Raw genomic sequence first — 12,350 nt, 5'->3', positions numbered from 1 at the left:
TTAAAGGGTGAAGAATCAAGGATGAAAGATGCGATGAATGTCATTGCTGAATGCCGGGATGAATCGTTAAGTCATTGTCATCCTCTCGCCCCCTAAATCCCCCAATTCTGAGGGACTTTGAACAGTCTTGTTCCCCCAGAATTGGGGGCTAGGGGGCGTATTCAAGCCTTTTCAGCAACGTTTTAATTTCAGTCTCCATCCATCAGCGTTTAGTTGACTTTGAACGTTTCGACTGAGAATTGTAGCTCTCGCGCCACTTCAACAGTTTGGCGCAACGATCGCGACACCTGAAGCGACGAATTTGACGTGCGCCCCGCGACTTCTACTACGTCTTGCATCAGACTAGTGACCGCTTGCGAGGTTTCGACTTGAGACACTGTTGCGTCAGAAATCGATCGCACTAAGTCGTCAATTTGAAGAGACACTGCCAGAATTTGCTCTAGACTTTGCTTGGCGTTACCGACGAGGCGAGTGCCTTCGACCACTTGAGTCGTGCCCGCTTCCATTGCGTCTACTACTTCGCTCGTTTCGCGCTGAATTGTTGCTACAATTTGCTCGATTTCGCGGGTAGCAGCCGCCGATCGTGCCGCCAATTCTCCGACTTCTTCGGCAACCACTGCAAAACCCTGACTCTCTTCTCCAGCCCGTGCTGCCTCGATTCCGGCGTTGATGGCTAAGAGATTGGTTTGTAGCGCGATTTGATTAATCAAAGACACGACTCTCGAAATCTGCTGTGACGACTCGCCCAAGCGTTTGACTTTCTTTGCCGTTTCTCCGATCGTTTCTCGCAGACTGAGAATATTGTGTACGGTTAAATCCATCGCCATGCCGCCCTCTGCTGCTGTTTCGGAGGCAGTTCGCGCTACGTCTGCGGCTTGAAGAGCGCTGTCTGACACCGCCTGAATCGATCGCACCATCGCCTCAACCGAGTTAAGTGTTCGAGTAGTTTCTTCGGCTTGCTGTGTTGCTTGCTCTGAAAGCGTGCGAACTGATTGTTCATCGCTGCCCAGCGCATCGTTGACTTGGGTGGCGGCTTGCTTAACCTGAGTCACAATTTGCCGGAGACTTTCGACGATCGAGTTAAAAAAGTCGGCAACGGTGCCGATTTCTCCAGCAGTCACATCTGCCCGAACGGTTAGATCACCATGAACGGCTCCTTCGACCTCTCCCAGCAAATTGAGCAACTGAAATTGCAGATCCTCTTTCTGCTGACGGCGTTCTTCTGAAAGATCTTCGGCTTGTTGTCGCGACTCGTTGGCTTGTTCTAACAGAGAAGCTTGATCCAATGCGAACCCGATCTGAGTGGCGAGTTGGGTGAAGAAGTCGATTTCTTCAGGAGTCCATTTGCGAGTGTTAGCGCATTGATGAGCGCAAATTAATCCAATTAGTTCTTGGTTTCGCAGAATCGGCGCAACGATGTTTGCCTTGACTTCTAAGCGCTCTAAAATCTCACAGTGACAGAGTGTTAGATCAGCATTCTGCACGTCTTCTACTGCCCAAACTTGCCCAGTGCGATAGCGATCGACATCTCCCAGAGCTAATGGATCGTCAACAATTTTGCCCAATGCTTTCACCCAGCCCGGCACAACCGACTCAGCCGTAATCGTGCCGCTCAACCAATCGTCATGAAAGCGGTAGATCACAACGCGATCGACCTTGAGAAACTCTCGCACTTCTGAGACACTCGTTTGCAGAATATCATCAAAGTTGAGTGACTTTCTGACGTTGACAATGATGTTGCTCAACAATTGCGTTCGCATTGCATGATCGCTTTGTCGCTGTAATAAGTTTTGCAGTTGCTCTGCCATTTGATTGATGTTAAAACCCAGGCTCGCGAGTTCGTCGTCTCCGACCACTTTGATGCGAGTCGTTAATGCGCCCTGTCCTAGTTTTTCGACCGCCTCAGTTGCCTCTAAAACTGGACGAGTTGCCCGTCTCGCGATCGCGGCAGCAATAGCACCTACTAACAGAGTGGTTAACCAAGTTCCGACCGCTAGAGTGACTGCCAGCCCCCTTTGAGGCGCAAACGCAGTCGCCGTATCCGATGCCAACATCACCTCCCAATCGAGGGAGGGCAGCCCTTCTAGATTCATCGGTGGCGCGTAACTCACCAACGCTTCGGCATTGCTTGTTGGATCAACGGTCACAAAACTGTCGATCGCTCTGTTCGATTGCAGCCGATCTAAACCTGGAAAACGCGATCGCCCCTCTTCCCCTAAATGCTTTTTGTTGGTTGCTAGAAATAGCTTTCCGGTCGAGTCTGCAACATCATAATCTCTGCCGTAGGTCTGAAAGTCTTGAATCACATCCTCTAAGCGTTGAAGCGGAATCACCGTGCGAACAATTGCGATCGTTTTACCTGTAACGCTATCTCTAACGGGAGCGGCAATATAAACCGCAGCATCTTTTTCTAGACTAGAGGCAACGTTTCGCTCAATATAAGGGCTATCGCCCCGAAAGACTGCCTGAAAATAAGCTTTATCTCGCTGGTTTGGTAGCTTTTCTCCTTTCGATTGCAGAATCGGATTTCCGTCTAAATCCATCACTGCAACGCTTTCATAGATGTTGTAGGTATCCACGACCTGGGTCAGCACGGCTTGCTTTTCTTCAACTGAAATGACTTCTTTGAGTTTGGCATTATTCAGCACGGGCAGTCGGGCTAAAACTTGCACATCTCCATAGCGATCCAACATAAATCGATTCAGTTTATCTGACAGCCCAACTGCGCTAGATTGCTGCATGGTGACAATTTGTTCTTTAACGGCTTTGTCTGCAAAATAGTAGGAGATTGCTCCGATTCCTAACACGGGCAGCGTTCCGATCGCCAGTGCGATCGCAGTTGCTTTTGTTCTCAAACTCGTTCGCCTAAACCCAGAAACTCGATTCGGCTTAGGGGCACGATTTGCAGAATCAGCGATCGGCGACGCTAAATCGATGCTAGGAAGTTGTGACGAACTCGATACGGGAGCGCTGTTCTTTGCTGTGTTAATCTGATCAACCATGAAATAACTCTCTTAACCCAGTAATGAAGTGAGTAGAACATGATGCACACAACCTGATATTGAAATCGTAGGGACATGGCACTGCCGTGTCCGTTTCCATTGCTTCGTCAAGAGCGGCTTCTGCCCCCTAAATCCCCCATTCTGGGGGACTTTGAAACGGAAATTTTGGCTTGAAGTCCCCCAATTTTGGGGGATTTAGGGGGCGCGATAGACTGGTAACGAAGTCGTCGAATTCACACCATTGCAAGTAACCAATATTGTTCAATCCACGATCGTCAGCAGCTCAATGTCCTTGCAAAACGGGAGACTGCACAATAGCTTCGGCATCTAAGGCTAAAAGAATGTCTTGAGACTGCACCATGCAGCCGCGCAAATAAGGAATCAAGTTTGTCGCAATATGAAGAGGCGGCGGTTGCAGCGTTTCGGGTGCAACCCAAAGAATCCCTTCTACTTGCCGCACTGCTACTGCCACGCTCATCGTGTGAGTGCGAAGAATCACCAAATCATATTGCTGTGGGCTGGGGTCGAGCGCTCCGATCTCTAACATTTTGGCGAGATCCATCACCCAAAGCACGCGACTGCGGCGATTGGTAAGTCCCAACAGGCAAGCGGACATATTGGGCATGGCAGTCAATCGGTGTGGCGGCAAAACCAGCACTTCTTGCACCTGCTTCATTAAAAAAATTGCTTGAATGCCTCGCCCCAACTCAAATTTGAGATAAGCATCTCCGGTGGCTTTTGGCGATCGAGTCGAGGTGAGCGTTAGCGATGAAGAAACCATTTATCCTCCTACTGAGCGAACGGCGCGCACCAACTGTTCTCGCGTAAAGGGTTTAGTGATGTAGACATCTGCCCCTTGCCGCATTCCCCAAAGGCGATCGATTTCTTGACCTTTTGACGTGCAGATAATGATCGGCACTTTTTCAGTTTCGGGGTGTTTTTTTAAGCTACGACATAGCTCAAAGCCGCTCATTCCGGGCATTACCACATCGGTAACGATCACATCGGGTTTAAGCTCGATCGCTTTATTGAGCGCTTCTTTGGCACTAATCGCGTTGATCACTGCATAGCCACTTTCTCGTAGATAGTGACTGAGCAGTTCCATTTCTGAAGGCGTATCTTCAACGACTAGAACGGTTCGCATTAATGTTAGGCTCATAATCCTTAAATCTGCGTGAGAGTGTTAGAAATGTGTGATCAAGTGAGATGTTTAAACACCGCTTTTAACAAGTCTGATTGTGTAAAGGGTTTGGTTAAATATCCAGATGCACCCACTAGTTTGGCTTTGGCGCGATCGATAAATCCGGTGTGTCCGGTGACCATAATAATCGGCGTATTTTTAAAGCTGGGATGCCGTCGCAATAGAGAACACAACTCATATCCATCAAGGTTGGGCATCCCGACATCCAGCAAGATCACGTCTGGTTTGCTTCGCATTACTTGCATCAACGCTTTAACCGGATCGTTAATCATCAACACCGAAAAACTAGAGTCGTCTAAGAAGGAGTTAATGGCTTGCAAAATTGTTGGACTGTCATCAATGCAGGCGATCGTGTAACCAGTTCTTGCGGAAGGCACAACAGGTTTCGATCGATTAGTCGCATCATTCGCAGCAAGTTGTCTAGCACTTTGAGATTGCTCGGCTGGATTGGGGGCACGATGATTGACTCCTGGCAGTGCATCGGGGCGTTGAATTTTGGGAGGAATCTGACGGGCAACAGGTTGCTGCCGCCGATTGTGGCAATATTCAACGATCGGGCGCAAATCAAGCTGGCAAAGGCTGGGATAGTCGGTGAAGCTCTGCGGGTCGGTGATCTCATACATGCCTTCAGTGACGCTCAAAAAAGACTCAATGACTTCTTTTGCCAAAGCCTCAATCAGTGAAGTGGCTTGCGAGCGATCCAGTCCTTGCTGCTCAACCAACCAGCAAATCGCTTGATAATCAGCACTACTGGCGGGGTGGCTTCCCGATGTGCCTTCAAACCGCGATCGCACCTGAGCGCATATCTCACGGGTTAAAGCAGGAATCTGAGCATTAAGTTGATGCAGGTGACGATCGAGGCGTTCAAAGGGATCAGTCGAGCTAGTAGCAAAGCACAGCTTGCCGTGGTTGAAATAAATCAACCAGGAAGTCGCTCCACTCACAACTTCTAAACACCCATCGACCTCACGACTCATTAACTGTGCTAACAAACTTAGGGGTTGCAAGCGTTGAAACGGTTTGGGACTAACCATAGAAACGGGGTTAAAACTTCTCACATCTCTTGAATCATTCAGCCGTTTTCTCATTTTCCCGACAGGTTAAGCGCGATCGAGCACCTCCTCAGATTGCAAATGACTCAGGCTGCACCCAAATTTGAAAGCGTTTCTATCTTTCGCTCAAGATTATTCCAAGTCACCTTTAGTGACTAATGCCTCAGCGTTTCTGTCTTTGAGCGATCGTGGGTAGATGCAAGCTTTATCACAATCCACTAGTTAGCAGATCGATTACGAGGTCAGTAACTAATCTCACAACTAGGTTACTGGTTACTTCTGCAAATAACAAGGGCTTAACACGATGGTAGTTCTTAGAAAATGTACTTTATAGCACTTATACTTTACTTTCTTGAAGCACTTATACAACTTATAAGCCTCGCCATAGGAAGCTTTCAATTTTTCTTGAGCACGAATATACTTGGTTTTAACCCATCAATCCTTATTGATAAAGCCTACGAGTCTGCTTCAGAAAATAAGGGGTTTTCCGTATTTTGAAGTACTTAAAAACACATACAATTACTAAGCTATTCAACGAAGCTATTGAGGAAACTTCTTGTACTGCAACCAGAATGTATCATTTTTGACAACGCCTACTAGTTTAGATATCGGTCAAAAATAATACTTATCTTTTGATTAATGAGTGAGTATAAGTTGATTTAGACAGCGCAAATCCTTGATCGATCGCAACCTATCCCAACACTAGGGCAAGATCAGCCAATTGACTGATCATTCTCCGCAAAATTCTCAGGGTGAATCAACACCGATCGCCTTTTGTTTTTTATTAAAACCTGTAAAAAAATTAACTATTGCTGCGGTTCTAATCTATTGGCTACGATTTTTTGGTAAAAACTCACCTAATGATTCAATCAAAATTAAAAGCTTGTAAGGAGAAAACCGTTGATTACGACCCTTTTGCTGACGGCGGCTCCTAGAACTTTAGAATGGACTCTAGGGCAAACGCATACGTTTCTTAACCATTGAGTGGCAGGGGTTGGAACGATCGAGAAGAGAACGTAAAATCCAGAGCAGACCTGATTGTGAGGAGCGTTCTGGGATGATTGGGTGCCAGCAGTGTTCAACATCCCTGATGGACAACTGATTGGTCTAGATGGCAAAACGCTACGAGGCCGTTACGACCGTGGCGGTAAACAAAGCATGATTCATCGGGTGAGCGCCTGGGCGAATCAAAGTCGGCTGGTGTTAGGACAGCAAAAAGTGAACGAGAAATCGAATGAAATCACAGCGATTCCAGAACTCTTGCAGGGACTCGATCTAAACGGAGCAGGGAAATATCTTGGATCATTTCTACGCGATGTGTTTCTGACACTCTTAGCCTGGGTGTATCTTTATATCCGTCGCATCCGTTTTATCATTAGTAGAAAGGCAAGAGCTTTTTATACCTGGCGAACTGGTGCAGGCTTTACCAATACAGATTGCAACTCCCTCGATCGCTTCATCTGCCGTCTCATATAAGTCACGCAGACCGCAATTGCGCTAATTTCTCTGGGTCAGGCTGCCTAAAACCACGACCATTTACCTCTTCTGTGTTAGGTTCTTGCGGGACTATTTGGGAAACGAGATTTTGTTGTTATGCTAAGGTTTTAGAGCAAGTAGTAGATTCAGATTAGTGATTCATAACATGGATGTTCTAATTGAGTCAACAAAGGGGTTTGAGAAGGATCTTGGTAAGCTGAGTGAAGGCGATAAAGCAGCAGTGATTCAAAAAATCAACGACTGCGCCAGCCTCTTCCCAACTCAAAAAGCTGATGTTTATCGTAAGCTGCGACGGCTCGGCCTACCGTCAAATCTTAATGGCTACGAATCTTCACTGTATACACTACGGGTTTCTCAAAAACTAAGCGTGGTTTTGTCAGTTGACGAAGACCCAATTTTTGGGCAAGTTATTTTTACTCTTTTTCGGGCAGTCAAACATGATGACCTTGATCAAGCGTATAAAGATGTAGCAGAGTCCTTATATCAAGGGCTACTTCACTACGATCGAGAAACTGCTCAGATCTCGTAAGCTTATTTATGGCAAAAGCTCTGACTCTTTGCGATGAATACGGCGTTACTTACGAAGCCATGAAAATTTTGCCAAATGACAAGCTAAAAATTTGTTTTCTTGAAGCCTTGTCAGAACTTGAAGACAGCGAGTGTCACAGAACAAGAAAATTTCCAAAAACGAGACTGCATAAAGTAAAGGGTGTGAAGCAGGCAATTTATCGTGCCGATATCGATAAGGTGTCAGGCTGGCGTATCCACGTTCAATACCTTAATGGGCAAATTCATCTCAAAGATGTGATTGAGGGGCAAAGGCACGATGATGTCATTGAGGTGATTAAATCTAAGAAGACACGCTACGAGTAGTTCTCAGTCCTGCTTGTTGCCTCACCTGCACCAGCTTTCCGAGAGGTTGTTTGGTTCGATCGTAGTGCATCTTGCAGCATAATTAGATTGTTCCACGAGAACTGGATACAAATGTTACCTGTTAGGAACAATACATCCATCGCCAGTTCTGTAGAACAACCTCGTTGGAACCGACACGCGAAACATGGTCGGTAAGGTTAACCGCACTGCTAACTAAAGTTAACAGTAGCTGTAATCGATCTGGTGCGGTTCAACTCGATCGTTAGCCTGGTAATCTGCTAGTGGGCAGTTAGCAAACTCCGTTGAAAGGCGTTTACACTGAGTCATGAACTTGTGAAGTGCCGCATCATGTCAGAGCCACTCAAGAGAATCACAATCAATCCCAGGCAATGTGGCGGTCGTCCCTGCATTCGAGGGATGAGAATCCGAGTATCGGATGTTTTAGACTTGTTTGCGGCTGGGCTGAGTGCTGAAGAGATTTTAGAAGAGATGCCTGATCTTGAGGCAGACGATCTGAAAGCAGCACTTTTATACGCATCACGTAAGCTCAATCATCCGGTATTAGTTGCATGACAATTTGGGTAGATGCCCATCTGTCGCCCGCGATCGCAACTTGGATCATCAGCTCTTTTAGAATAACAGCATTAGCCTTACGCGATGTTGGGTTGAGAGATGCTGAAGACTCTGAGATTTTTGAGGCAGCAAAGGCTCAAGCAATTATCCTCATGACCAAAGACAGCGACTTTGTTGATCTGGTTGGTCTTCTTGGATCACCACCACAAATCATCTGGTTGACGTGTGGAAATACTTCAAATGCTCGATTGCGAGAGATCTTGAGCGCGACTTTACCAGAAGCACTGCAACTTTTACGAGCAGGTGAAGCGTTAGTCGAAATCAGTGGAGATTAGCAGCGTAGGGTCACTCGTGAACTCGATCGTCAAAGCTAGTCGTCATGAGAGAAAGTTTATCTGCGGTGGGTGATAGGCACCGATATCTAGAATTAATCTACACCGCGATCGCCACTCCCTCGATCGCTTCATCTGCCGTTTCGTATAAATCACGTAGCTGCGCCAACTTCTCTGGTTCAGGTTGCCAAAAACCACGACCGTTTGCTTCTAACATTCGGCTGACGATGTTGCGAAATGCTTCAGGGTTTGCCGATCGCAGTTTGTTTGCCATCTCTGCATCGAGCGCATAGGTTTCGGCGGCTTGGTCATAGACCCACGACTCTTGAAAATCGACGGTGCCGCCCCAGCCAATCAAAGCCGTCATACGTTGAGAAATCTCGTATGCTCCGCCAGAACCCTGATCTGCCATTGCTTCCGCCCATTTTGGATTCAACAACTTCGTGCGATATTCCATTCGCAGCAGATCGTCTAAATCGCGAGGGGTCGAATCTTTTGAAAAACTCTCGACAAAACTCGCCTGGACTTTTTTGCCCTGCTGCTTTTCTGCTGCCCGCTTTAATCCGCCCGTGTTGGCATAATATTCTTGAATGTCTGTCAAGCCATATTCGACCGAATCGATTTCTTGAATGATCCGATCGGTCGTTTTTAATAGCGATTGCAAGATCAGCGATCGATCTTGTCCTTTATCGCTTCTGCCATAGCTAAATCCGTTGCGACTCTGCCAGGTTTGCGCTAATTCATCGCCCGATTCCCAATTACCAGCAACAACCTGATCGTTAACGAGAGAGCCATAATCTCCAGATGGATTGGAGAATAGCCGTGCCGAAGGATTTTCAACGCCTTGAGACTTGAGCGCTACAACGTGTTTACGAATGAAATTTTGATCGTTTGGTTCATCAGCATCGGCAGCACGTTGAAACAGATCATCTAATAGCTCAATGATGTTGACAAAGCTATCTCTAAAAATGCCTGAAAGATTAGCTAACACATCAATGCGCGGATGTCCAACTTCTGCTAAAGGCTTTAACTCATAGCGGACAATTCGCCCCGTGCCTTCTTTAACGGGTTCTGCACCGACTAGCTCTAATAAAATGCCCAGCGATTCACCTTTTGTCTTAATCGCGTCTAAGCCCCACAGCATCACTGCAACGGTTTCAGGATAGGTACTGTGCTGCTGCAAATGTTGCGTGAGAATTTGTTGCGCGATCGCTCTCCCTCGTTCATAAGCGGCAGGTGAAGGCATCCGATAAGGGTCGAGGGCGTGAATGTTGCGTCCGGTAGGCAAAACTCCTGCACCGTCGCGCAGCAAATCACCACCGGGAGCAGGCGGAATATATTCTCCATTCAGTCCGCGTAGAAGATTAGTAAGTTCGTCGGTGTTTTGAGCCAGCAAATTGCGGATCTGCAATGCCTCCTCAGTCTCTAGCGAACCATCAAAATAAGCGTTGAGATAACCGTCTAATTCTTCGGGGTTAGGTGGTTCACCGAGGACATGCAGACCCGATGAGAACAGACGATTTTCGAGAATTTGCAGATACTCGTAGAGAGTGACTAAGTAGTGATTAAAGGCATCGTTGCTGAAAAGTTTGACGGTCTCGATCGTGAATTCCATCCCCATCTGTTTAGCCTCTGCAAATGGACAATCTGCATCCAGTCCAGTGTCGCTAATCTTCTTACAAATCGCCTCTTTTAGCGCATAATTTTTATCGGGATCTTCACGATATTCAGCAATCAGATCGCGTAGGGTGACGAGTTCTTTATACAACCCCGATCGACCATAAGGCGGCACGTTATGCGAGATTAAAACGCCATAGCCGCGACGCTTTGCCAGAATTGATTCTGAGGGATTATTGGCAGCGTAAATGTAGAGATTGGGCAAATCTCCAAGCAAGACATCTGACCACGAATAGCCCGTGTTGCCCAACGGAGAACCGGGGAGCCATTCAACGGTGCCGTGCATCCCAAAGTGAACGATCGCGTTTGCCTGAAAGTCTTTTTGCAGCCACTGATAAAATGCGGCATATTGCGGATGAGGGGTGAGGTCACGATCGAACATTAATCGCATTGGGTCGCCCGAAATCCCTAACGGAGGTTGTACTCCAATCCACACATTGCCAAACTGAACACCGCCCCAGGTGAGGTCTTCACCCATCGTTTTGATGCCGCTTCCTGATAGCGACTTCCACTGTTTCTCAATTCGTGAGGTCAGAAGATAGCCTAGCCATTTTTCTAACGTCCGAACGTTGACAGAATGTTGAGTTGAATCATCAGTTTGGGATTCACCGAGCCATTCATCAGCTTGTTTGACTTGACGAATAATTTCTTCGCCGTTTTCGGGCAAGTCTCCGATCGTGTAGCCTTGATCTTTGAGTGCCTGTAAAAGTTTGAGCAGCGACTTCGGCACATTCAACAATGCGGCTGTGCCGACGGCTCCATAACCGGGGGGGAAGCCATATAAAATGATAGCGAGTTTACGATCGCTGACCGATTTCTGTCGCAGATCAATCCAATTTTGCAGCCGTCCGGTGAGCCGTTTGACTCGTTCGGGAATCAGGTAAATCTTCTCACCGACTAAACCGCCGAGTGGAATGGTGTCGATCGCGCCATCTAATTCTGGCAGCGCATACAGCACAACGCTTTGCAAACCGCCGATGCCTTGCCGCGTCCAGGAGTGGATGTCTTGAATCAGCAGCGGTGCCGCCACTAAATAAGGAATATTTTTGGCACTGAGAATGCGTTTTGCCACGTCGGTTTGACGACCCGCTTCCATCGATCCTGCTGGGCCTCCGACTAATGGAAAGCCGATCGTAGACACGATCGCGTCTACTTTTACCGCTTCACTAGAAAGCGATTTTGTGTCTACGATTCCTTGTTGACGTTGGGCTTGCTCATAGTCAGTTGTCATCAAGTCACGCACGGCAACATGTCCTTCAACGCCGTTAATAAAAATTGGCAGAGGAATCAAACCCGCTTGCTCAAAATGTCGAATTAATTGAGCAATATAAGGCTGTTTTGTAATGACGTGCTTTCGATAAAGCAAAATGCCAACTACCGGAAGATTGTTAGATTGGCGAGTTTGATACCAGTTCAAATATTGTTTAGGAGACTCAAAATAACCTGAATAATCTGGGTGTAATAAGCCGATGTTGGGAGTCTCGATCGGAGGTGCAATCTCTCCAACTTCTAACCCTAAATACTGCTCTGCCAAAACCCAAAACAGAGATGCCACATTTTCTGATCCGCCCGCATTCCAATAGCCATAAACAATCAGCCAGTTCCGCAGATCTTGCACCTTTTGACCTGGAACAAACTTTAGCAGTTTCGGCCCAATTTTGAGAAAGCTAATGTAACCTGCAAGTTTGTCTTCTTCGCGCCCATTGCCAAACTTGTCGAGGATGAACTTAATGGGTTTGGGCATTCCCTTGGGCTTGTCACCAATAGCAAACTTTCCTAGCTGTGTGAGGCTCATCAACTCTAACGCCGACTCAAACACTAGCCGAATCGGAATGGGCTGCACTCGCTCTCGTAGCCACATCACCTGATCATAGTCAAACAGCAGACTCCCAAAAAATACGTCAGCATTGCGGAGGGCAGACTCAACTTCAGTCGAGTGGGTGGTGAGATCGCGATCGCTAAACACTAAAATCTCTAGTTCTGGGCACCGCGCCTGAGCTACTTGAGCCGCCTGTCGGTAAAGATCCGCGTTGAAGGACTCAAACCCAGCGATTAAAACAATCCGTTTCATGCCCTAATTGTTAAGAAGTTCCGATGTCTCAATCTTAAAGCAGTCTCCAAAAAGAAATGCACCTCTCGGCGA

The 12,350-nt window shown here is 47.2% G+C and carries 9 protein-coding genes and 1 pseudogene; 5 read left to right on the top strand and 5 right to left on the bottom strand.

The features are described from left to right. Nucleotides 1-209: 209 nt before the first annotated feature. The 4 genes from C7B65_RS04970 to C7B65_RS04955 all read right to left on the bottom strand — a co-directional run bounded on the left by C7B65_RS04970 (nt 210) and on the right by C7B65_RS04955 (nt 5,237). Entirely contained in the window at nt 210-3,002 is a 2,793-nt protein-coding gene (locus tag C7B65_RS04970) for a methyl-accepting chemotaxis protein (protein WP_073069931.1), read from the bottom strand. A gap of 283 nt (nt 3,003-3,285) precedes the next feature. Next, nucleotides 3,286-3,783: a chemotaxis protein CheW gene (locus C7B65_RS04965; RefSeq protein WP_073069930.1), complete on the bottom strand. Its 498-nt coding sequence runs from the start codon at nt 3,781-3,783 to the stop codon at nt 3,286-3,288. Next, on the bottom strand, nt 3,784-4,161 hold the full coding sequence (locus C7B65_RS04960; protein ID WP_073069929.1) for a response regulator transcription factor: 378 nt from the start codon (nt 4,159-4,161) through the stop codon (nt 3,784-3,786). A gap of 38 nt (nt 4,162-4,199) precedes the next feature. After that, nucleotides 4,200-5,237, bottom strand: coding sequence for a response regulator (locus C7B65_RS04955; protein ID WP_083582728.1), 1,038 nt, complete (start codon nt 5,235-5,237; stop codon nt 4,200-4,202). Between the two features lie 1,083 nt (nt 5,238-6,320). Between C7B65_RS04955 and C7B65_RS28665 the strand changes: the two are divergent. From C7B65_RS28665 to C7B65_RS04930, 5 genes and pseudogenes are all read left to right on the top strand, one after another. After that, nucleotides 6,321-6,539, top strand: a pseudogene (locus tag C7B65_RS28665) (ISAs1 family transposase); the annotation flags it as partial. Nucleotides 6,540-6,897: 358 nt separating this feature from the next. Next, entirely contained in the window at nt 6,898-7,281 is a 384-nt protein-coding gene (locus C7B65_RS04945) for a hypothetical protein (protein ID WP_073069926.1), read from the top strand. A gap of 8 nt (nt 7,282-7,289) precedes the next feature. After that, nucleotides 7,290-7,625: a hypothetical protein gene (locus C7B65_RS04940; protein ID WP_073069925.1), complete on the top strand. Its 336-nt coding sequence runs from the start codon at nt 7,290-7,292 to the stop codon at nt 7,623-7,625. A 348-nt stretch (nt 7,626-7,973) separates the two neighbouring features. Beyond that, the gene (locus C7B65_RS04935; protein ID WP_073069924.1) at nt 7,974-8,198 is read left to right on the top strand and encodes a DUF433 domain-containing protein; all 225 of its coding nucleotides are present in this window, start codon (nt 7,974-7,976) and stop codon (nt 8,196-8,198) included. After that, nucleotides 8,195-8,533 (top strand): DUF5615 family PIN-like protein, encoded by a 339-nt coding sequence (locus C7B65_RS04930; protein ID WP_073069923.1) that lies wholly within the window; start codon nt 8,195-8,197, stop codon nt 8,531-8,533. The genes C7B65_RS04935 and C7B65_RS04930 overlap by 4 nt, the downstream gene beginning before the upstream one ends. A gap of 97 nt (nt 8,534-8,630) precedes the next feature. Here C7B65_RS04930 and bchH read toward each other — a convergent pair whose 3' ends face one another. After that, on the bottom strand, nt 8,631-12,278 hold the full coding sequence (bchH, locus tag C7B65_RS04925; RefSeq protein ID WP_073069922.1) for a magnesium chelatase subunit H: 3,648 nt from the start codon (nt 12,276-12,278) through the stop codon (nt 8,631-8,633). Nucleotides 12,279-12,350 lie beyond the last annotated feature (72 nt).

The sequence above is a fragment of the Phormidesmis priestleyi ULC007 genome, assembly GCF_003003695.1.
Taxonomy (GTDB): Bacteria; Cyanobacteriota; Cyanobacteriia; order Leptolyngbyales; family Leptolyngbyaceae; genus Phormidesmis_A; species Phormidesmis_A priestleyi_A.
Note: the sequence above shows the minus strand (reverse complement) of the source record. Positions and strands in the feature narration are given on the sequence as shown.

Coding starts and splice junctions, on each gene's coding strand:
- C7B65_RS04970 (WP_073069931.1), bottom strand. CDS start 3,002: ATGGTTGATCAGATTAACACAGCAAAGAACAGCGCTCCCGTATCGAGT.
- C7B65_RS04965 (WP_073069930.1), bottom strand. CDS start 3,783: ATGGTTTCTTCATCGCTAACGCTCACCTCGACTCGATCGCCAAAAGCC.
- C7B65_RS04960 (WP_073069929.1), bottom strand. CDS start 4,161: ATGAGCCTAACATTAATGCGAACCGTTCTAGTCGTTGAAGATACGCCT.
- C7B65_RS04955 (WP_083582728.1), bottom strand. CDS start 5,237: ATGGTTAGTCCCAAACCGTTTCAACGCTTGCAACCCCTAAGTTTGTTA.
- C7B65_RS04945 (WP_073069926.1), top strand. CDS start 6,898: ATGGATGTTCTAATTGAGTCAACAAAGGGGTTTGAGAAGGATCTTGGT.
- C7B65_RS04940 (WP_073069925.1), top strand. CDS start 7,290: ATGGCAAAAGCTCTGACTCTTTGCGATGAATACGGCGTTACTTACGAA.
- C7B65_RS04935 (WP_073069924.1), top strand. CDS start 7,974: ATGTCAGAGCCACTCAAGAGAATCACAATCAATCCCAGGCAATGTGGC.
- C7B65_RS04930 (WP_073069923.1), top strand. CDS start 8,195: ATGACAATTTGGGTAGATGCCCATCTGTCGCCCGCGATCGCAACTTGG.
- bchH (WP_073069922.1), bottom strand. CDS start 12,278: ATGAAACGGATTGTTTTAATCGCTGGGTTTGAGTCCTTCAACGCGGAT.